Source organism: Bacillus sp. FSL K6-0042 (genome assembly GCF_038006685.1).
GTDB classification, from domain to species: domain Bacteria; phylum Bacillota; class Bacilli; order Bacillales; family Bacillaceae_G; genus Bacillus_A; species Bacillus_A pseudomycoides.
On sequence record NZ_JBBOVS010000001.1, the window covers coordinates 4,012,300 to 4,034,349 of the forward strand.

General features: G+C 36.8%; 18 protein-coding genes and 3 pseudogenes. 15 read left to right on the forward strand and 6 right to left on the reverse strand.

Features of this window, described 5'->3' with window-relative positions; all coding sequences use genetic code 11:
• The first annotated feature begins 95 nt into the window (after positions 1 to 95).
• Complete coding sequence (refZ, locus tag MHH45_RS20630) at positions 96 to 734, forward strand: forespore capture DNA-binding protein RefZ (RefSeq protein WP_016116640.1); 639 nt, start codon at positions 96 to 98, stop codon at positions 732 to 734.
• Positions 735 to 780: 46 nt separating this feature from the next.
• On the opposite strand, the pseudogene MHH45_RS20635 reads toward refZ, so the two are convergent.
• Positions 781 to 1,092 (reverse strand): annotated as a pseudogene (locus MHH45_RS20635) (EamA family transporter); the annotation flags it as partial.
• Between MHH45_RS20635 and MHH45_RS20640 the strand changes: the two are divergent.
• The 7 genes and pseudogenes from MHH45_RS20640 to MHH45_RS20670 form a co-directional block, all read left to right on the forward strand.
• A pseudogene (locus MHH45_RS20640) lies at positions 1,089 to 1,470 on the forward strand (LysR family transcriptional regulator substrate-binding protein); the annotation flags it as partial. The pseudogenes MHH45_RS20635 and MHH45_RS20640 overlap by 4 nt on opposite strands.
• Before the next feature lie 243 nt (positions 1,471 to 1,713).
• Positions 1,714 to 3,423, forward strand: coding sequence for a septation ring formation regulator EzrA (ezrA, locus tag MHH45_RS20645; protein ID WP_016116637.1), 1,710 nt, complete (start codon positions 1,714 to 1,716; stop codon positions 3,421 to 3,423).
• 211 nt (positions 3,424 to 3,634) lie between these two features.
• The gene (locus MHH45_RS20650; protein WP_033671530.1) at positions 3,635 to 4,777 is read left to right on the forward strand and encodes a cysteine desulfurase family protein; all 1,143 of its coding nucleotides are present in this window, start codon (positions 3,635 to 3,637) and stop codon (positions 4,775 to 4,777) included.
• 6 nt (positions 4,778 to 4,783) lie between these two features.
• Positions 4,784 to 5,995: a tRNA uracil 4-sulfurtransferase ThiI gene (gene thiI / locus MHH45_RS20655; RefSeq protein ID WP_077295314.1), complete on the forward strand. Its 1,212-nt coding sequence runs from the start codon at positions 4,784 to 4,786 to the stop codon at positions 5,993 to 5,995.
• A gap of 79 nt (positions 5,996 to 6,074) precedes the next feature.
• On the forward strand, positions 6,075 to 6,269 hold the full coding sequence (locus MHH45_RS20660; RefSeq protein WP_000168892.1) for a small, acid-soluble spore protein, alpha/beta type: 195 nt from the start codon (positions 6,075 to 6,077) through the stop codon (positions 6,267 to 6,269).
• A gap of 150 nt (positions 6,270 to 6,419) precedes the next feature.
• Positions 6,420 to 8,006, forward strand: a complete 1,587-nt coding sequence (mbcS, locus tag MHH45_RS20665) for an acyl-CoA synthetase MbcS (protein WP_016116634.1) — start codon at positions 6,420 to 6,422, stop codon at positions 8,004 to 8,006.
• Between the two features lie 119 nt (positions 8,007 to 8,125).
• The gene (locus MHH45_RS20670) at positions 8,126 to 8,557 is read left to right on the forward strand and encodes a VOC family protein (RefSeq protein ID WP_016116633.1); all 432 of its coding nucleotides are present in this window, start codon (positions 8,126 to 8,128) and stop codon (positions 8,555 to 8,557) included.
• 62 nt (positions 8,558 to 8,619) lie between these two features.
• Here MHH45_RS20670 and MHH45_RS20675 read toward each other — a convergent pair.
• A pseudogene (locus MHH45_RS20675) lies at positions 8,620 to 9,787 on the reverse strand (IS3 family transposase).
• Between the two features lie 154 nt (positions 9,788 to 9,941).
• Between MHH45_RS20675 and MHH45_RS20680 the strand changes: the two are divergent.
• On the forward strand, positions 9,942 to 11,504 hold the full coding sequence (locus MHH45_RS20680) for an amidohydrolase (RefSeq protein WP_016116632.1): 1,563 nt from the start codon (positions 9,942 to 9,944) through the stop codon (positions 11,502 to 11,504).
• Positions 11,505 to 11,601: 97 nt separating this feature from the next.
• On the opposite strand, the gene MHH45_RS20685 is transcribed toward MHH45_RS20680, so the two are convergent.
• Positions 11,602 to 12,405, reverse strand: coding sequence for an NAD kinase (locus tag MHH45_RS20685; RefSeq protein WP_016132112.1), 804 nt, complete (start codon positions 12,403 to 12,405; stop codon positions 11,602 to 11,604).
• Positions 12,406 to 12,599: 194 nt separating this feature from the next.
• On the opposite strand from MHH45_RS20685, the gene MHH45_RS20690 reads away from it, so the two are divergent.
• The 5 genes from MHH45_RS20690 to MHH45_RS20710 all read left to right on the forward strand — a co-directional run bounded on the left by MHH45_RS20690 (position 12,600) and on the right by MHH45_RS20710 (position 17,097).
• Positions 12,600 to 13,238 (forward strand): DUF2953 domain-containing protein, encoded by a 639-nt coding sequence (locus tag MHH45_RS20690; RefSeq protein WP_016116630.1) that lies wholly within the window; start codon positions 12,600 to 12,602, stop codon positions 13,236 to 13,238.
• A 9-nt stretch (positions 13,239 to 13,247) separates the two neighbouring features.
• Entirely contained in the window at positions 13,248 to 13,643 is a 396-nt protein-coding gene (gene ytfJ / locus MHH45_RS20695; protein ID WP_006096135.1) for a GerW family sporulation protein, read from the forward strand.
• 134 nt (positions 13,644 to 13,777) lie between these two features.
• A complete protein-coding gene (tpx, locus tag MHH45_RS20700; protein WP_003201032.1) occupies positions 13,778 to 14,278 on the forward strand; it encodes a thiol peroxidase in 501 nt (166 codons plus the stop codon).
• Between the two features lie 343 nt (positions 14,279 to 14,621).
• Positions 14,622 to 15,611 carry a class I SAM-dependent methyltransferase gene (locus tag MHH45_RS20705; protein ID WP_016132110.1) on the forward strand — a complete coding sequence of 330 codons (990 nt, stop codon included), beginning with the start codon at positions 14,622 to 14,624 and terminating at the stop codon, positions 15,609 to 15,611.
• Between the two features lie 292 nt (positions 15,612 to 15,903).
• Positions 15,904 to 17,097, forward strand: a complete 1,194-nt coding sequence (locus MHH45_RS20710) for an acetate kinase (protein WP_016132109.1) — start codon at positions 15,904 to 15,906, stop codon at positions 17,095 to 17,097.
• Between the two features lie 22 nt (positions 17,098 to 17,119).
• On the opposite strand, the gene MHH45_RS20715 is transcribed toward MHH45_RS20710, so the two are convergent.
• A complete protein-coding gene (locus MHH45_RS20715) occupies positions 17,120 to 17,557 on the reverse strand; it encodes an NUDIX hydrolase (RefSeq protein ID WP_016132108.1) in 438 nt (145 codons plus the stop codon).
• A gap of 108 nt (positions 17,558 to 17,665) precedes the next feature.
• On the opposite strand from MHH45_RS20715, the gene MHH45_RS20720 reads away from it, so the two are divergent.
• Positions 17,666 to 18,499 carry an EcsC family protein gene (locus tag MHH45_RS20720; protein WP_077294872.1) on the forward strand — a complete coding sequence of 278 codons (834 nt, stop codon included), beginning with the start codon at positions 17,666 to 17,668 and terminating at the stop codon, positions 18,497 to 18,499.
• Positions 18,500 to 18,529: 30 nt separating this feature from the next.
• Here the strand turns inward: MHH45_RS20720 and MHH45_RS20725 are convergent, their stop codons facing one another.
• Complete coding sequence (locus tag MHH45_RS20725) at positions 18,530 to 19,180, reverse strand: YitT family protein (RefSeq protein WP_016116625.1); 651 nt, start codon at positions 19,178 to 19,180, stop codon at positions 18,530 to 18,532.
• Between the two features lie 931 nt (positions 19,181 to 20,111).
• Positions 20,112 to 22,016, reverse strand: a complete 1,905-nt coding sequence (locus MHH45_RS20730) for a C39 family peptidase (protein ID WP_340862924.1) — start codon at positions 22,014 to 22,016, stop codon at positions 20,112 to 20,114.
• Positions 22,017 to 22,050: the final 34 nt, after the last annotated feature.

The following is a 22,050-nucleotide window of genomic DNA, read 5'->3' on the forward strand; positions in this document are numbered from 1 at the left end:
TTTCATATGACTTTGTCGATAGAAAATTAAAGGAATTTGTCTTAAAAGTCAAGAAATTTACATTATAGCTGTTCAGGGTGAGAGGAAGTGAGCGCATGAAGCAGACGAAACAAAAGGTAATTGATGCGGCAATTTCATTGTTTTATACGAAAGGGTACGATGGAACATCGGTGCGAGATATTGCAAAGCGGGCGGATGTGAATGTGGCTAATATTTCATATTATTTTGCTGGAAAGCAAGGTTTATTAGAGCAGCTTATAACTGATTTTTTAGAAGGCTATATCGAGGTAATTGAAAGGTCATTTGAACAAAGAGAGTATTTGCCAGCTAAAGAAGTGATGAATCAAATTGTACGAGGGATTTTACGCTATCAGTTTGAGCATAGGGAACTTACTCGATTTTTTTACCGAGAGCTTTCAATTGATACAACGTTAATCCGGGAAGTGATGACTGTTTATTTTTCTAAAGAAAGATATTATATAGAGCAAATCATTAAGCAGGGACAAATGCAGCAAGAGTTTCAAAAGGTGTCTTTTACAATGTTTATGACGCAATTAAAGGGCATGATAAACATGCCGTATTTATATCCACAATATATATCGGAGGTACTGCATTCGTTTCCATCAGAAACATTCTTTTTGGAAATGTATACGAAAGAAGTAGAGCAATGGATGGAACAAATATTATGTTTAACGCATATGTATTATCCGTTACCGAGAGCAGTCCATATGTAAAGTACCCCCGCCATATTTTAGGTGGGGATATTTTTTGACGTGTTTTTCAAGAAGTGATTTCTTCTTGAATACGCTCTTGCTTTCGTTGCCATAAGTTGTTGCATAGTAAAGCGATAATGGTAATCATCGCTCCAATTACTTCAACTTTATAGCCTCGAAAAATCGATCCGATAAGTGCCAGTACAGGAACTAAATTCATAAATAAAATACCGTTAATGGATGAAATATATCGATTGCCCGTATTCCAACAAAAGACGGCGATAACTCCTGCGATAATCGACATATAAAATAGCTCAAAGCGAACTGTGACGATTGTATGGAGAGGTGGTACAGAAATCAAGTTTGTATACGTTAGCAAAGCTTGTAAAAGAGGTAAGAAGAGAAAATATTGTTTGTGTTGTTTCGAATGAACATGCCTATAAAGATGAACATACGATTCAAATAAAAGATTTGCAGCATGAAAAGCTCATTATTTATCCGGAAATTTGTGACATTAGAAAAATGATTATGACAATGTTCAAAGGAATGGGCGTTACGCCTACTATCGCCATCCTACGCTGAGCCGATGCTTGCGATGGTTCGGGCTGGCCTGGGTATTACGTTGTTGCCAGAAATTGCAGTGGAGCAGGCAGTGCGAGATGGGATTCGTATTATACATGTGGAGCCAACGTTAACGAGAGTGGTTTATTTTATATCCCATAGAGAAGATGCATCTTTATTACAGTCTTTACAGTAAATGTCTATAAATGCAGCGGAGTATGGAAAAAGAAAATCGAGAAATTTTTAGAAGGAATATTACAAACGCAACAAAAGAAACAAGAAATTTTAAAAAAAATTAGGCCAAAAACACGTCATTACATGGTATGATTAGTACATTGTTAGTTGTTAAATATAGGGGATTTCCCTTTTTATACATAATGCCTTCCATTTCATAAACGGAACGGACAAAAAAAGAGATATAAGTAGGAGGCTATTTTGCATGGATTCTATTCTGACGATCGTTATCATCGTAGTAAGCTCTATTCTAGTGCTGCTCATGATAGAGCTCGTGATAAGAAATCGTTTATATAAAGATATTGAAGCACTTGAGCAGTGGAAACAAGAAGTCAAAGATAAACCTGTTGCAGATGAATTGAAACGGGTTAAGGATTTAAATATGACTGGACAAACAGAGGAACTGTTTGGAAAGTGGCGTGAAGAATGGGATGAAATTGTTGCAAACCTTCTGCCAAAAGCTGATAAAACATTAGAAAATGCCCAAAAGTCAGCCTCACAATTTTCCTTCCGAAAAGCAAAGCGTTTGATGAGTGAATCCATTCGTGATTTAGATGAAGCGGATAACCGCATTACGGAGATTTTAAATGAGCTGCAGCAATTATTAGAGAGCTATGAGAAAAATAGTTCGGAAATTGAAGGTTTACGTGATACATATCGTAGTATGAAAAAGAGTGTACTGGCTCATCGTCATATGTTTGGACAATCCGAACAGAAAATTGAAGAGTTACTTGATATAGAATCAGCGAAGTTTCAAGAGTTTGACGAGACAACGGCAAACGGTGATTATTTAAAGGCACGTGATATTGTAAAAAGTTTGGAAGATGGATTGGCGAACTTAGAAATTATCGTTCATGAAATTCCTGATTTATTAGTGGAGTGTCAAGCAACATTACTGGTACAATTGGATGATTTATTACAAGGTCACGATGATATGAAAAAACAAGGGTATGTATTAAATCATTTAGAAATCCCTAAAGAAGTACGGGATATGAACAAACAACTACAAACATGTCTGATTGATTTAGAAGAGCTTCATATAACAGAAGTAAACGAGAAAATAGAAGGCTTAAAAAAGCGTTTGGATATGTTGTATGATCAATTAGAACAAGAAGTACATGCGAAGCATTATGTAGAGAAAACGTCAGTTAGTATTTACGAAGATTTAGAGGAAATTCATGAAAAAGCAATTGAGACAAAATCCGAAACGCAATTTGTGAAACAAAGCTATCAGCTGCAAGACAAAGACATTGAATCACAAAAGTTGATTGAAAAACAAATGCATATTTTAATGAAACGCTTTGAAGTATTGCAATTACGTGTTGCAGAGCAAGATATTGCATTCTCTGTTATTCGTGAAGAACTGGAAGAGATTTATGAGCAATGTGAAACATTGAAGGTACTTCATGTAGAGTATAAAGATATGTTGCAAATGATGCGTAAAGAAGAATTTGAAGCGCGTGAGAAATTAAATGAAATGCGCAATATGATCATAGAAGCGAAACGTTTTATGCAAAAGTCTAACTTACCAGGTCTTCCAGAAAGCATTATGGAAGATTTACAAAGAGGACAAGAGGCAATACAAGGTGTATATGAACAGTTAGAATTAAAACCACTAAATATGAATGTTGTAAATAGTATGTTAGAAGAAGCATATACAATGGTAAACGGTGTATATGAAAAGACGCAGGAGTTAATTGGACAAGCGTACTTAGTAGAAAAGCTAATCCAATATGGTAATCGCTACCGTAGTCATGATGTGGATTTGGCGCAAAGCTTAGAGAATGCAGAGAGATTGTTCCGCGAATATGAATATGATGCAGCTTTAGAACAAGCAGCTTCTGTTTTGGAACAACTTGAACCTGGTGTTGTACAAAAAATTGCTGAATTTGTTGATAATGAACAAACCCCTTGATGAAAAAGGGGTTTGTTTTTTTTGCACTGGATCTGTGTAAATTCTAGAGCGATATTGCTATAATGAATAGCGGAATACAGCAGTGTTTTTCGTTTCAAAATATAGAAGTATACTTCTGTATTGAAAAATGGAACCTTTGAGTATGTTTAGCGTAATTGCACGTATTTGTGATATGATTATACGATGTGACAGCGCTGAAAGGGGAAGAACGATGATCTATTTTGATAATAGTGCGACGACGAAACCATATCCAGAAGTCCTTCAATCTTACGTAACGGTTGCAGGGAAATATTTTGGGAATCCTTCTTCTATTCATTCGCTCGGGGGAGAAGCGGAGCGTTTATTAACACAATCGAGAACGATTGCAGCGCAGCTTCTTCATGTTAAGCCTGCCGAGATTATTTTCACATCGGGTGGAACGGAAGGGAATAACCTTGCGATTAAAGGAATAGCGATGAAGAATCGCTCTCGTGGTAAGCATATTATTACAACAAATATTGAACACGCGTCTGTGTTTGAAGCATATAAACAATTAGAAGGGCTCGGCTTTGATGTTACCTATTTACCTGTAAACGAACATGGTATTGTATCAGTAGAAAATGTAAAACGAGCGCTTCGTGAGGATACAATCCTTGTTTCCATGATCCATGTGAATAATGAAACAGGGGCGATTCAACCTGTTTCTGAAGTTGGTGAATTGCTAGCGAACTATCCAAAAATAAGATTCCATGTGGATCATGTACAAGGAATTGGAAAAGTACCACTTGATTTATATGCTTCTCATATTGATCTCTGTTCGATATCTGGACATAAATTTCATAGCGTAAAGGGAACAGGGCTTTTATATGTACGCGATGGTGTAAGATTAGATCCAATTTTATCAGGTGGTCAGCAGGAGCTGCGTTATCGCTCGGGTACAGAGAACCTACCTGGTATTGTCGCGATGGTAAAGGCACTACGTATGACAATGGAACATATGAGAGAAAAGAGTGACCACTTACAGAAATTGCAAGCAGAACTCGTACGTTTCTTAGAGGGAATGGAAGATGTAACAATTAATACATCGCTTGCGTATGCGGCGCCGCATATTTTAAATGTATCGTTCGTTGGGTTGAAACCAGAAGTAGTGGTTCATGCTCTAGAAGAACGTGACGTATATGTATCAACCAAATCAGCTTGTTCCTCAAAAGCAAATGAAGTGAGTCGTGTGTTAGTATCAATGGGAATACCACATGCTGCAGCAGCGAGTGCGATTCGCATTAGTTTAGCACCTGAAAATACGATGGAAGAAGTAACACAATTTGAAGAAATTATAAAAGAAACATTGCCAAAATTATATGAAGTGATGAGGTAAAGAAATATGATGACATATGAATATATTTTAGTTCGTTATGGAGAAATGACGACAAAAGGAAAAAACCGTTCTAAGTTTGTAAACACGTTAAAAGATAACGTTAAATTTAAATTAAAGAAATTCCCAAATATCAAAATCGATGCAACACACGATCGCATGTACATTCAGTTAAATGGTGAAGATCATGAGGCGATTGCAGAGAAGTTGAAAGATGTATTTGGTATTCATAAGTTTAACTTAGCAATGAAAGTACCGTCAGAATTAGAAGACATTAAAAAAGGAGCGCTTGCTGCTTTCTTACAAGTAAAAGGCGATGTTAAAACATTTAAAATTACAGTACACCGTTCTTATAAACACTTCCCGATGCAGACGATGGAGTTGCTTCCGGAGATTGGCGGCTATATTTTAGATAATACAGAAGACATTACAGTAGATGTTCATAATCCAGATGTAAATGTTCGTGTAGAAATTCGCAGCGGTTATAGCTATATTATGTGTGGTGAGCGCATGGGAGCTGGCGGATTACCAGTTGGCGTTGGCGGAAAAGTAATGGTACTTCTTTCTGGTGGAATCGATAGCCCAGTAGCTGCTTTCTTAACAATGAAGCGCGGTGTATCAGTGGAGGCCGTTCACTTCCATAGTCCGCCATTTACAAGTGAGCGTGCAAAACAAAAAGTAATCGATTTAGCACAAGAGTTAACGAAGTATTGTAAACGTGTAACGCTTCACCTTGTTCCGTTTACTGAAGTGCAAAAAACAATTAATAAGGAAATTCCATCTAGTTATTCTATGACAGTTATGCGCCGTATGATGATGCGTATTACAGAACGTATTGCAGAGGAGCGTAATGCACTTGCGATAACAACGGGTGAAAGTCTTGGACAAGTAGCGAGCCAAACGTTAGATAGTATGCATACGATTAATGAGGTTACAAACTATCCAGTAATTCGCCCGCTTATTACGATGGATAAACTAGAAATTATTAAAATTGCAAATGAAATTGGAACATATGATATTTCGATTCGTCCGTATGAAGACTGCTGTACAGTATTCACACCAGCAAGTCCATCGACAAAACCGAAGCGTGAAAAAGCAAATCGCTTTGAATCAAAATATGACTTTACACCACTTATTGAATCCGCTGTTGCGAATACAGAAAATATGGTATTACAAACAGTAGAAGTGGCTGAAGAAGAACAATTTGAAGATCTTTTCTAAAACCATAAATTACCATCATTAGATATGTATGAAGTCCTATGGTTTATCACACTCTATACTCACAAGGAGGTGATACCATATGGCAAGCACAAACAAATTAGCAGTGTCTGGTGCTCAAGCAGCATTAGATCAAATGAAATACGAAATCGCTCAAGAGTTTGGTGTTCAACTTGGAGCTGATTCAACATCTCGCGCTAACGGATCTGTTGGTGGCGAAATTACAAAACGTCTAGTTTCACTAGCTGAACAACAATTAGGCGGTTTCCATAAATAATCCCATATACGATGGCTTAGAAGGAGCGGGTTTTCCCGCTCCTTCTTTTTGTCGAAAAGTTATTAAAAAATTTGTCAAAAGAAGAGGGTTCAAAATTTACTGAAAATTCTTTATTATATAAGGGAGGCATAGATAAAGGAGGATGAAATTATGAATAGAGAAGAATTGTTAGCACCAACGTCTTATAACTTAGTTGCGGAGATAGAAAAATATACAAATGAAAAAGAGAAGCTGGCTTTAATTTGGCAAGATGACGAAGGGAATAGACGAGAGGTTACATACCTTGAATTAATACAAGGTGCGAATAAAATTGGAAACGCTTTTATAAAGAGTGGTTTGCAAAAAGGGGATAAGCTTCTCATTATGATGCCACGCTTAATTGAGGCGTATATGACGTACATTGCGGCAATTAAAGCAGGGTTTGTGGTTATTCCAAGTTCAGAAATGCTTCGGAAAAAAGATATTGAATATCGTTTACGGCATGGAGAAGTAAAGGCAATTGTCAGTTATGAACCGTATATCGAACAATTTGAAGATGTAGAGATGATGGAGTCCCTTCGAAAATTTGTACTGAGCGAGCAGTCAGTAGATGGTTGGATTAATTTAAAAGATGCGTTAGAAACAGAAAGTGATGAATTAGAAATCGCAAAGACAGACCGAGAAGATATGGTCTTTTTATCCTATACATCAGGAACGACAGGGAATCCAAAGGGCGTTGTACATACACACGCTTGGGCATATGCACATTTGCGTACAAGCGCTCCGAATTGGCTTGGAATAGAGGAGAATGATGTTGTATGGGCAACGGCAAGTCCAGGATGGCAAAAGTGGATTTGGAGCCCGTTTTTAGCAACACTCGGTTCAGGCGCAACAGGATTTGTATATCACGGTAAATTCGAACCGAAAACATATTTGCAATTATTAGATGATAATAAAGTGAATGTGCTTTGCTGTACGCCGACAGAATATCGTTTAATGGCAAAAGTAGAGAACTTACAGCAATATAATTTAACAGCTTTACATAGTGCTGTATCTGCAGGAGAGCCACTGAACCGAGAGGTAATAGAAACATTTCAAAATCATTTTAACGTTACAGTCAGGGATGGGTATGGACAAACAGAAAATACGTTGCTCGTTGGCGTTATGAAAGGAATGGAAATTAAGCCAGGATCAATGGGAAAACCGACGCCAGGTAATCATGTAGATATTGTAAATGAAGAAGGACAACCTGTATCTGTAGGAGAAGTCGGTGATATTGCTGTTCATATTGAAACGCCAGCACTTTTTAAACAATATTATAAAGATGATGAGCGGACAGCTATGCAATTTCGCGGTGATTATTATATTACAGGTGATAAAGCGAAAAAAGACGAAGAAGGCTATTTTTGGTTCGAGGGGCGCGGGGATGATATTATCATTAGCTCTGGCTATACAATTGGACCATTTGAAGTTGAAGATGCACTTGTGAAACATCCGTATGTAAGAGAGTGTGCTGTTGTGGCAAGTCCAGATGAAATCCGCGGAAGTGTCGTAAAGGCATTTATCGTTTTAAGAGAAAATGTACAAGAAAAAGAAGACACACTGATTCCTTTACTTCAAGAACATGTTAAAGAATTAACAGCACCATATAAATACCCTCGCAAAATTGAATTTGTAGACGAACTACCAAAAACAATTTCTGGAAAAATTAGACGCGTCGAACTTAGAAAACAAGAAATGGGATTAGGGCTAAAGTAAGAAAAAATGGAATTAGATTGTTGCAAGTACATGTAAGATTATGATATTATTTATAGGAACGTACGTTCTGTTTGTAGTGTGAAATGACTACTAAAAAATTGGAAAAAGAGGTGCCTTTTATGATTTTAGGTATTAATCCGTATTTAGTTTTGGATGGTAATGGACAAGAAGCAGTGAAGTTTTATGAACATGCATTGGATGCAAAAGTTGAAGTCATTCAGACTTTTGGAGAAATGCCTGAAAATCCAGAATTCGCTGTTCCAGATGAAGTGAAAGACCGCGTTTTACATGCACATTTAAAAATCGGTAATACGGACCTTATGATTTCTGATACATTCCCAGGACAACCGTACCAAATTGGATCACAAGTAACTGTAGCTATTAGAATAAGTGATGCAGAAAAAGCAAAAGAAGTATTTGAAAAATTGCAAGATGGCGGTCAAGTAATCATGCCAATTCAAGAAACTTTCTGGAGCCCGGCGTATGGGCAAGTAAAAGATAAATTTAATGTAGAATGGCAAGTATCAACAGTTCCAGCTGATCATAATTAATTTTTGGAAAAGCACCATGTTTGTTGAAGTGAACCCCGAAAACGGGACGCATATCAAAACACCTAAACCATCTGTTCCCTATATTCTTTAGGGGATAGGTGGTTTAATTTTTCTTGAATTCGCACACAATTGTAGTAATGAATGTATTCTAGCACAATCTTTCGCACAGTTGTGTTGGATACTTTTGTTATCTTTTGTGAGTAGAAAGCTTCGCTTTTTAAATGACCAAAGAAGCTTTCCATGACGGCATTATCATGGCAATTTCCTCTCCGGGACATGCTGGTGATAATGCCTTTTTCTTTGGCATATGCTTGAAATTCCTTCGCAGTATAAATACTTCCTTGATCCGAGTGAAGGATGACATCTTTTACTTTTCGCCCTCTCATTGCTTGTTTTAATGTCTTCATCGCTAATGTTAAAGTTTGTGATTCACTGATGACATAACTAATAATTTCACGATTAAAGGCATCCATAATCGTTGATAAATACAATGTACGCTCTCCAAATAATAGGTAAGTCATAGGTAAGTCACATCCGTAAACCACTTTTCATTTGGGGCTGATGATTCGAATTGACGTTCCAATCGATGAGGAGCTACGACTGGTTCAGCACCATTGATATATTTCTTTTTCTTACGACGAACTTTTGAGAGTATATGATATTGTTTCATGATCCGTAATACTTTTTTATGATTGACACACAGCCCCGTTTTTCGAAGAGTGGCGGTCACTCTTCGATATCCATACCGTAATTTATGCCTAAGGCAGACCTTCTTTACTTTCTCTTCTATCTCGTCTTTAGGGCGTTCGGTTATCTGTAACCAACGATAAAATGTGGAACGTGGTAATTCTAATACTTTACACAGTTCTTGTACGGTTAATTTTGTTTTTAATTCATTCCATAGGGTAATAACGGTATGTGGTTTCAGCTCCTTTCGATTTCCAGATACTTTCCCCATACAAGTAATTTTGTTTTTAAATGTTTATTTTCTAATCGTAGCTGTTCCAATTCACTTAGCTCTTTTGGTCCTTTTCCATAAGAATATTGTTTTCCTACAGGTTGTTGAAAACGATACGTTTGATCTGTACGATACCATTTCATCCATGTCTTAATTTGGGAAACATTTTTAATTCCGAGTGTCTCCATAATGGTACGATTTGAATAACCATCCTTTTTCATCTCAATCACTTTCCACTTTATTTCTTCTGGGTAATGTACTCTTTCTTTCAAATGAAAAACACCTCCGTTGAATTTGCATACTTAGTATGCGAATTCAGGAGGTGTTTTTTTCATGTACCACTATTCGGGTTCACTTCACTTCATGTACAGTGGTGCTTTTTTTCTACACTTAAATTTCGTAGACTAAAAGAAAAGGGGTGAGAAGATGGGGGAGATTTGGTTCGGCGGACATATTTATACAATGAATGAAGAGAACGAAATGGTTGAAGCTGTTTATGTAGAAGATGGGGTGATTATAGATACGGGTAATAAAAAGGACTTAGAGAGTCGTTATGAGTCTGAGAAGGTGCGGAATCTAGAGGGGAGAACGATGATTCCAGGCCTTGTGGATAGTCATATGCATCTTATTGGGCATGGAGAACGACTGCTCCGTTTAGACTTATCCGCTTGTACGTCTTATAAGGAAATGATTGAGCTTGTAGCTGAACGAGTGAAAGAAACAAGATTAGGTACATGGATTATTGGCGAAGGCTGGAATGAAAATAATTTCACAGATACCAAAAGCGTCCACGTTCGTGATTTAGATGCCCTTTCTAAGGAGCATCCCATTTTATTAAAGCGTGTTTGTCGTCATGTGACATGGGTGAATTCTTACATACTCGAAAAAGCAAATATAACAGCAGAAACGTCAGACCCAAAAGGTGGAAAGATTGGGCGTGGAGTATCCGGAGAACTAACAGGCCTGTTGTATGAACAAGCGCAAGAATTAATTAAGCATGTCCAGCCGGAAATTGATGAAGCTTATTTGCAAAGAGCGCTACAAACAGCCATTCAAGATTGCTGGAAATATGGATTAGTAGGTGGGCATACAGAAGACTTAAATTATTACGGTGGTTTTCAAAAAACGTATAATGCATTTTTACACGTAATAAAGGAAATGCCATTTAAAGCTCATTTGCTTGTACACCATGAAGTCGCACATGAACGCAAATATTATGGGACCGAGCACTATATTGAATTTGGCGCAATGAAAATTTTTTCAGACGGTTCCTTTGGCGGACGAACAGCACTATTAAGCGAGCCATATGAAGATGCGAAGGAAACAAATGGAGTAGCTATTTTTTCTCGTGAAGAGCTCGCGGAATTAGTGAAGAAAGCACGTAATTTACGGATGCCAGTTGCGATTCATACAATCGGTGATTTATCCCTTGAATATGTAATTGATGCACTGGAGTTATATCCTCCGGCAGAGGGGCTGCGTGATCGTATTATTCATTGTCAGCTTGCTCGTGAAGAGTTAATACAGCGGATGAAGCATTTGCAAGCTATTATTGATATTCAGCCTGTATTTGTCTCATCTGATTTTCCATCTGTTATTGAAAAATTAGGAGAGCATCGTCTTCGTTATGCGTATGCTTGGAAAACGTTACTCGGCGTGGGATTACATTGTTGCGGTGGATCAGACGCGCCAATTGAACAAGTAAATCCGTTTTTAGGAATCTATAGTGCAGTCACGCGGCGAAGTTTTATTGATGGAACATGTTACATACCTGAAGAGAGATTAACGGTATATGAAGCAGTTTCCTTATTTACGGCTGGAAGTGCTTATGCGATTGGTAAGGAAAATAAGCGTGGTAAAATTGTTAAAGGATATGAAGCTGATTTTACTATCATGGACCGTGACATATTTGAAGTTGAAGCAGAGGAAATAAAGGATATTCAAGTTACTATAACTATAATAGATGGTCGAATTGTATATCAGAAATAATATTGGTGTTTCGACACAAGATATGAATGTTTCTGCAAAAAAACGACATGTGAATCATGAAAAAAGAGTGCTGGGGAACCCCTCAGCACTCTTTTTTCTATAAAAACGTTCTCTGTACTTTTTCCCAGAACGAATTATTTTTTAGTTTTACTGTTTTAATTTGTTTATCACTTAAACGAACGACCGCTTTTTCCACTTGTTTAATGCTAAGCGCTTCGTTATCCATGCCGATAACAGGGTAATCATTACCGCCCGGAGTAAGCTTTAATGTTAATGTACGTTCATGGTTTAAGATAAACGGTGATCCAAGTGTACGGTATGTGTTGTTATTTAAAGAAGCAAGTTCGCTTATTTGGAAGCATGGAATTAATGGGTCAACAACCGCACCATGCAATGACTTATTATATGCTGTACTTCCTGTCGGTGTAGAAATAACTAGACCGTCTCCTCTAAATGTCTCGAAATATAAATCATCAACATGCACATCCACTACAAATGTTTTAATGATACTAGAGCGTAAAGAAAACTCATTTAAACAATGGAAAGATGTCTCCTGATCAACATCTATTTGGATTGTTGGATATTTTCGCACTTCAATTTCATTTTGTGTAATTTCTTGAAGGGCTGTATCGACATGGTCAATATGGAAATCACAGTAGAAAGAAATTTCATCTTTCGTAGAAACTCCTGCATATAAGCAATCTTCCCTGAACCCTGTTTTACGAACGGCTTGTAAGAAGGTGCCGTCATCTCCAACACTGACGATAGCGTTTGCATTTTTTGGATGATCTAATATGGTAAATCCATTTTCCTCTAAAATACGATATATTGGCTTCATTTTTTCGACAAGCGTAGCTTTGTCATCACCATAAAAGAAAAATAAATTGCGACGATCTGCCATTGTGTATCCCTCCATTGCAGTCAAATTTAGCGTTGTGCTCCATTAGAAAAAATTCTGATGGTATGCTCAAATAATATATTTCGATATAAAATGTCAAAATCCCTCTTTGTTTTTAGAAAAATTCCTATATTCAATTTTATTGCGAATTGTTTAATCTTGTTTGAACCTGTCGATAATGGATATGGAGTGAAAGGATGGTACGTATGAAATGGCTTGTAATTGGAATTGGCATTTTTCTCTTGCTCATTTTATTTATACTATTGTCGAAACTATCGCTTAAAGTGACGTTTTTATATTCAGAAATGGAGAAACAATGTCTATTTCAAGTGAAAATATGGATGATTCGATATACATTTGATGTGCTGGAAAGAATTGAAAAACAGCAAAAAAAGACTGGACAAAAAATTGAAAAGGCAGAGAAAGATGGCGGTATGGAAAATAAAATCATGGCGCAGCTTGATAGTATCGGGGAACTGATAAAAAGGCTTCAAGAGATCCATACTATCATTAAAGGTTTTCTTAAAAAAGTGAAAATCAATAGCTGGAAATGGCATTCACAAATTGGAACGGGTGATGCAGCTAGCACCGGAATTGTCACTGGATACGCATGGGGAATAAAAGGAATGACAGCCGGGGTCTTGGGACAATATACGCATGTTATTGATATACCGGAGTTTGAGATTACACCTGTGTTTCAAGGGAAGGGATTTGCATCGAAAGGTGAATTAACAGCTTCCTTTCGTATATATCGTGCCGTAACAACAGGAGTGAAATTACTCTTGTTTATGAGAAAACAAAGATCTGGTATAACAGAAAAATCCGTACAAGCATAGGGGGATAAAATGGACCATCCAATTCAAGGTTTAATGACAACTGCAATGCAGCATTTAAAACAAATGACTGATGTAAATACAATTATTGGCGACCCAATTAAAGCAGCTGACGGAAGCGTCATTTTAACAGTTTCTAAAGTAAGTTTTGGGTTTGCTGCTGGTGGGAGTGAATTTGGAAAAGTAGAGAGCTCTGGTCGTCATCCATTTGGAGGCGGGAGTGGTGGCGGTGTTTCAATTAACCCTGTCGCTTTTCTCGTTATAAATGGACAAGGCGTAAAAGTGTTACATTTAGATAAACAGACACATGTGATTGATAAAATCATTGAGTTAGCACCACAAGCTGTTGATAAAGTGAAGGAAATGATGGAGAAGCGAAAAGGCGATGAACCAGAATTTGAAATCTAACAGCGAAAAGAAGCTAATCGGTTGATTAGCTTCTTTATTTTTTTGTAAATAAAGCGATTTTGTTTGCATTCTGTATAGGGACAAACTATCATTTACAGTGTACATATTTTGTTTAAATAAGGGAGGATCTTCAAGTGGCAAACGTAACTTTTAAAGGTAACCCAATCACTTTAGTTGGAACAGAAGTTAAAGTTGGCGATCAAGCGCCAAACTTTCAAGTATTAGCAAATGACTTATCTCCAGTAAGTTTAGAAACATACAAAGGTGAAGTGAAATTAATTAGTGTTGTACCATCTATCGATACAGGTGTATGCGATGCACAAACTCGTCGTTTTAACCAAGATGCAGCTGGTATTGAGAACGCAAAAGTACTAACAATTAGTGTGGATTTACCATTCGCTCAAAAACGCTGGTGTGCGGCAAACGGCTTAGAAAACGTAGCAACACTTTCTGATCACCGTGACCTTTCATTCGGTGAAGCTTACGGCGTAGTAATGAAAGAGCTTCGTTTACTTGCTCGTGCAGTATTCGTAGTAGACAGCAACGACAAAGTAGTTTACGTAGAATACGTAAGCGAAGGTACGAGCCATCCAAATTATGAAGCAGCATTAGAAGCAGCAAAAGCTGCGAAGTAATGAAGACGACCTCTTATAGAGGTCGTTTTTTCTTGTCAGGCGTGTTTGTATATTGTCGAACCGCCGATATATTTGAAAAAGCGTTGATATAATTTAGCGGTCTCATGACATAGAGGCTGCTTTTTCTTTTGGGGGAAAATTAGATTACCCCGCATTAACGGGCAGTAAATCTCCTACCTTAAGGTGCAGTAATACAAAGAAGCTAGTTGGAGATAAACTGCCCGTAAATGCCCGATTGGTGAGGGCTAATAATCAGTGGGGATGAAGAAACCTCCTCACTGATTAAAGTTTCACTTTATGGTATGATATAAGTTATGTGTAATTGACAGAAGGAGGAATGTATGTGAGTCAGACAGTAGAAACATTATTTTCTATTTTTGATTCTTCTACCGTAATTTTACGTAAAGAATTGGATGTAACATATTTAGAAGCGCTTGTGGAAACGGGGGATAACCTGTTTGAAGGGACGATTCTGCAAGAAGAATTATCTGAATCAACAATTGAACGATTAAATCGTGAATATAGCAAGTTTAATGAAGAAACATATAAAAGCGAGGAAATTCGTAAAGCATTTCAGCTTGCCATTTTAAAAGGAATGAAAGATGGCATACAAGCCAATCATGAAATGACGCCTGATGCAGTTGGGATGTTTATGAGTTATCTATTCCATAAATTTATGAAAGATCAAAAAGAAATCGTTGTTTTAGATCCTGCTATTGGAACAGGGAACTTAATGACGACAATTTTTAATGTTGCTCAAGAAGGTACAACGATAAGCGGATTTGGTGTAGATGTGGATGATTTACTTGTTAGACTTGCTTTAGTGAATGCGAATTTACAAAAGCAAGCAATTGAGTTGTTCAATCAAGATGGACTAGCGCCGCTTTATATTGATCCGGTTGATGCTGTTGTTTGCGATTTACCGATCGGTTATTATCCAAACGAAATCGGTGCAAGTGAATATACTTTAAAAGCAGATGAAGGAATGTCTTATGCACACCATCTTTTTATTGAACAAAGTGTAAAACATACAAAAGAAGGTGGTTATTTATTCTTCTTAGTACCAAACTTCATTTTTGAAAGTGATCAAGCACCAAAACTTCATGCTTTTATTAAAGAAACAAGCTTTATTCAAGGGCTATTACAGCTTCCTGTTTCCATGTTTAAAAACGAGAAAAATGCAAAAAGTATACTTGTTCTCCAAAAGAAGGGGCCGGATGTAACGATGCCAAAACAGGCGTTATTAGTGGAATTACCTAAGTTTTCCAATATGAAGGCGATGGAGAATATAATGACTCAATTAAATAGCTGGTTTGCAACACATAAGTCATAACATATGTAACAGAGGTATTGATTAATGTAATACAGTTTTGTGTTATGTGCAGGAACTTTTAATGTATACAAGATAAAACTGAATTTTTTTGAAATCTGTAATATATATTTTTTCTTGGTGTTACAATTTTTTCACTTGAAATATATGTCGGACGATGTTTAAATTAAACTCGTGAGTATAAAATTTACTGAGAATGAAACGTTTTCATATTTGGTAAATTTAATCAGATAAAATCGAGCGGTTTGTGGTCTCATCCACACAACTACCAAGAGAAAAAGGGGCGAAAGACTAGATGTCAAAAATCATCGCGATTAATGCAGGAAGCTCTTCATTAAAATTCCAATTGTTTGAAATGCCAAGTGAGAAAGTATTAACAAAAGGTTTAGTAGAACGTATCGGTTTAGAAGATAGTATCTTCACAATTACTGTGAACGGTGAAAAACAAACAGAAGTTACAAATATTCCAGATCATGGAGTAGCAGTTAATATGCTTCTTAACAAATTAACTGAAAATGGAATTTTGAAATCTCTTGATGAAATTAGTGGTATTGGTCACCGTGTTGTACACGGCGGTGAAAAATTTGATGATTCTGCTGTAATTACTGAGCAAGTATTAGCAGAAATTGAAAATTTAAGCGAATTAGCACCACTTCATAATCCAGCACACGTTGTTGGTATTAAAGCGTTCCAAGCAGTACTTCCGAACGTACCAGCAGTTGCAGTATTTGATACAGCATTCCATCAAACAATGCCGGAAGAATCTTTCTTATACAGCTTACCATATGAATACTATGAGAAATACGGCGTTCGTAAATACGGTTTCCACGGAACTTCTCATAAATATGTAACACAGCGCGCAGCTGAATTATTAGGTCGTCCACTTGAAAGCTTACGTTTACTTTCTTGCCACTTAGGTAACGGTGCAAGTATCGCTGCTGTAGAAGGCGGAAAATCTATCGATACTTCTATGGGCTTCACTCCACTTGCTGGTGTAACAATGGGTACACGTTCTGGTAACATTGACCCTGCGTTAATTCCATACATCATGGAAAAAACAGGACAATCTGTAGAAGAAGTTCTGAATGTATTAAACAAGAAAAGTGGTATGCTAGGTCTTTCTGGATTCTCTAGTGACTTACGTGACATCGAACAAGCGGAAAAAGAAGGAAACCACCGTGCAGAAGTAGCGTTAGATGTATTCGTAGGACGTATTCATAAATATATCGGTTCTTATGCAGCTCGTATGAAAGGTGTAGACGCAATCATCTTTACAGCTGGTATTGGAGAAAACAGTGCTCTAATTCGTGAACGTGTATTAGAAGGCCTTGAGTTTATGGGAGTATACTTCGATCCAAAACGTAACAACATTCATGGCGAAGAAGCATTCATCAACTTCCCTCACTCTCCAGTAAAAATTATTGTAATTCCAACTGACGAAGAAGTTATGATTGCTCGTGACGTATTACGTCTTGGAAACATTGGTTAATATATGTAAAAAAGACGGGATCCTATAGGATTCCGTCTTTTCTTTTTGTGGCAACAAATTTCGTTAGTCCATTTGGATACAATACTTTTTCTTGGTTCAGAAATGCTGTAATCGGAATCCACGTCGCATATGTATTGGGTTCTCCGTCTATAATAGGAATTGTTTTGATCTCATAAAGCGATGTATCTACAAAATGAAGAGAATACAATTGAATGATCTCATGGCCGATTTCTTCGTTTGCGTAAAAGATATTTTCAAGACATCCTAAGTAAGTTGTAATTTCTACTTGTGCATTAAGTTCTTCCTTAAATTCACGAATCACTGTTTCATCTGATTTCTCTCCAAATTCAATAGAACCGCCGAGTGGTCTGTAATACGTTTCGCTTTCCGTAAGATACTCTTGAACGAGAATTCGTTCGTTGTGAAGTACAATTCCAAATGCCTTTGCGCGTGGGTACATATAATCCCCCCCATGTACTGGATAAATATATGTTTAGTCTATCAGATTTACAAAGAGAAACCGGAAATATGTTACAATAGAAAAAAATTGAGCGAGGTGGTTGTTACGATGCGATCAAAGCGAGAACAAGCCATTTTACAAGAGGTTAAAAATTGGGAAACGCAATTGTTAGAACAGGAGTCTACCGATTTTCAAAAGATGTTTGATAAGTGGTTGCATGCTTCAGTTGCGAAAATTCCAGAGAAAAAGCGAAAAGAGTTTTTTGCAAAAGCGGACGGAGGGTTATTCCATCTCCATGCATTGATTCAAAGCTCACAATCACAACTTGATGCACGGAATCGTATTTTAGGAACGGCACGATTGTTTGATGAATCGATTGAACAGTTGGAAGAATTGAAAGAGTTATCCATAGATCAATTAACATATATAGCCGAGCAGCAGACGGCGCGTCATCGTTTATATTCTTTCGTGCAGGGAGGAGCAACCGGAGTAGGTGGTTTGTTATTATTGACAGCTGATTTCCCTGTCATGATTGCGTTAAATGTAAAGGCGGTTCAGCTTATTGCAACGTCGTTTGGTCATGATGTGAACAAGCCTTATGAAATGATGCTCGCTTTAAAAGTATTCCATGCTGCGTTGTTGCCAACAAGGCTTCAGCAATATGCTTGGTATAACTTGCTTCAGGAGTTAGAACAAGAAGATTTGTTCTTTTATGAAGGGGAAGAAAAAGTGTTAAAACCAGCTTCTACAGAAGTGGTGTTAAAACAAATTTTGAAGACTTTTTCTATTTATGTGCTTCGTCGTAAACTCTTTCAAGGTATTCCTGTGTTAGGAATAGCGATTGGCTCTACGGTGAATTATCGTCTAACGCGGAATGTAACAGAGTTTGCAAATAGATTCTACCAAGTTCGTTACATATTAGAGAAAGAAAAAAGAGCATGAAAAAAGCGAGAGGCAGAGGCCTTTCGCTTTTTAGTTTGTTGCATGTTGTTTTGACATTGGAATAGATACTGTTTTCTTTTCTGTTTTTGGATAATAAATTAAATCCAATGTTTTTGCCTGCACGGCAATTGAAAGAATAGTAAAAGCAATTTCTGTCCAATTTAAATAATATAATGAAAGTGCAAGTACGATCGCATCAAAGACGAAGAAAATCTGCCCAATTGTAAAGCGAGTTCTTTTACTTAGTACAATTGTTAAAATATCGTCTCCGCCGGTTGCACCACCAAATCGTAATATAAAACCGAGTCCAATCCCAGCTAGCGCGCCGCCAAGTACTGCGGCTATCCATAAATGATTTGACAAATCTACTGTAAATGGAGAGAAATTTTCCATTAAAGAATAGAACACTCCGAATGAAATCGAACCCATAAATGAATAACCAACCATCTTCTTACCTAAAAATGTAGCACATAATAAAATGACCGGGATATCCATCAATACAGTTGAAATTGACGGTGAAATATCAAAAAAGTTTTGGATAAATAGCGCAATTCCTACAAAGCCACCTTCAGTTAAGTGGTTTTGGAAATGAATGTGATATAGTGCTGCTGATAAAATAAATGAACCGATTAAAACCATAAAAATTTCTTTAATAATTTGTCGACTTTGGATGTTCCTCATCGTTATTCCTTCTTTCCGTAGTTAGTAGTTCTTTTCATCTTGTAAACTAACTACGAGCCCATGTAGCCTTTAGTTAGTTTACATCAAACTAACTATGCTATATGTCACTGAAGAAATAACGAATAATCCTCTCGTCCATCAATTCTCCCTACTTTCGTTTTAGTTTAAGTCTAAAAACGACTAAACAAAACTTGGAGTAGGATTTGTTATTTAGCAATCCTGCTCTCTTCTTTGTTTTGTTTAGCAATTATCAATGGGACTTAAACAAAACGCTATGTGTAAGAAGAGTCTTTTCGTTGCCAAATTATCCTTCGGGCAATCATAATTTCCCCACTCTCGTATTTTTTTCGCTAGACTAAAGGATCTGAGCTGAAAAAATACGCTACGTGTAAGATTCGTCAATTCGATGCCACATGCTCCTTCGAGCGATCATGATATCTAAATCCTTTCTGTAAAAGATTTTATATTATTATATCATACTTTCAAAAAATGTATGCGGATGGAAACCGACAATAAACGAAGAAAAACCTACATAATTTGCGGTTTTATAGCGATTGAATTTTCATTCTTATATATTTTTGTAGAATAGTCTTGTTTGTTCAGGATTCATAAGTAATAAGTAGGTAGTAATCGTGAGAGTGACGACAAGTTATGAATAAGGAATAGGGGGTGAACATAAGGTGGAATTTTGAATCATGGCGAGACAAAATTATTCTTTTTGCTGATTTGTATTGCTTTTATCTGTTTTGTCTTTAAAAAAAGCCTCCCAACTAATTACACTAAGAAAAGTGAGAATAATAATGACAAAAGCATTCATGAATTTGATGCTCCTTTCAAAATCTATTTTATTCATTATATGGTATAAATGAGTAAATTTACAAAATAAAAGAGATAAAATGAATTTCATTTTATCTCTTTTTGTTTGTATTCACTACATACTTAATGCTTTTTTACCCATATAATTGTAGCTGCTGATAAATTTACTTTTTAGAATTTTAGCCCCTTTGCCACGTCTAAGAGGATCATTAATATATACATAATCATTATCATACCCAGTGACTAATACTACGTGCATATCAAAGTCAGCTTGTATAACTTTCCCTGATAAGGTTTTCCAACTCTGAGGGGATACCGGATGTGAAAAAGATGCTGTAATCCAAGTTACAACCGGTTTTCCTTGTGCTAATAAACGCTCAATTTTAGAAAAATCAGAGCCTGATAAATCGATACCGCTGTTTGTATAACGATCTAATAATCTTTTTAATGGTGCGGGGTCAATAGAATAACCAGGAGATGCGCCTGTTACATCTCCAACAAATCCAACTGAAGGATCTCCCCACGTTAAAATAGATCCAGCACTTTTTATCATGGGTGTAGAATCAACAGGTAATTGTTTAGCTAGTGTTAGCTTGTCTACATTATGTCCGTGATATTTTAGCATCATTGTCATTGAAACAACTTCGCATCCATTATGTAGCTCAGGTAGTTGGAAAATCATCGGAGCATCTAAATACACAGATTCTTTTTTCATTACTCCATCTTCATATAAGTAATACCATTTTCCGCTATCTTGGATCCATCCAGTAGCCATATTTCCGGCATTATGAAGATAATACCAGTCAACTCCATCAAAATACCATCCAGTAGTCATTACACCATTAGATTGAAGAAGGTACCAAGAGCCGTTAATCTTCGTCCATCCAGTAGCCATATTCCCGGCATTATGAAGATAGAACCAGTTAACGCCATCGAAATACCACCCAGTAGTCATTACACCATTAGGCTGAAGAAGGTACCAAGAGCCATTAATTTTTGTCCATCCAGTAGTCATATTCCCGGCATTATGAAGATAGAACCAGTTAACGCCATCGAAATACCACCCAGTAGTCATTACACCATTAGGCTGAAGAAGGTACCAAGAGCCATTAATTTTTGTCCATCCAGTAGCCATATTCCCGGCATTATGAAGATAGAACCAGTTAACGCCATCGAAATACCACCCAGTAGTCATTACACCATTAGGCTGAAGAAGGTACCAAGAGCCATTAATTTTTGTCCATCCAGTAGCCATATTCCCGGCATTATGAAGATAGAACCAGTTAACGCCATCGAAATACCACCCAGTGGTCATTACACCATTAGGTTGAAGGAGATACCAAGAGCCGTTAATTTTTGTCCATCCAGTAGCCATAGCACCATTGCCATGTAGGTAATACCAGCTACCTTGGTCATATTTCCATCCTGTTACTTTCTCATTATTTGAGTAATAGTACCAAGCATTTCCTTCTTTAATCCATCCTTCTTTTTTGTTTTTCTCTTCCTTGTTTGTATTTAATTCAGTTTTACTTTCTTGAGTTTGTTCTTTTGTAGCGGGAGCTAGACTGTTTTCTTGAGCTTGCTCTTTTTTATCGGTAGTTACATTATTTTCTTGAGCTTGCTCTTTTTTATCGGTAGTTACATTATTTTCTTGAGCTTGCTCTTTTTTATCGGTAGTTACATTATTTTCTTGAGTTTGTTCCTTTTTATCGGTAGTTACATTATTTTCTTGAGTTTGCTCCTTTTTATCGGTAGTTACATTATTTTTTTGAGTTTGTTCCTTTTTATCGGTAGTTACATTATTTTCTTGAGTTTGCTCTTTTTTGTCAGTTGAGACATCGTTTTTTTTTGAAATATCGTCTATGAATTCATCTGTTTTTAATGTTTTTGTTTGTTCGGTTGCTTTGGAATGGTCTTCTGTATGAAGGGGAGTTTTACTTATTTCTGTGTTTGCATAACTATGTATGGGAGATAACAATAAAGCACTAGATAAAATGATAATTGGAAGCTTTTTTTTCATATTTACAATCCTTTCTGTATTTACCTGATAAATA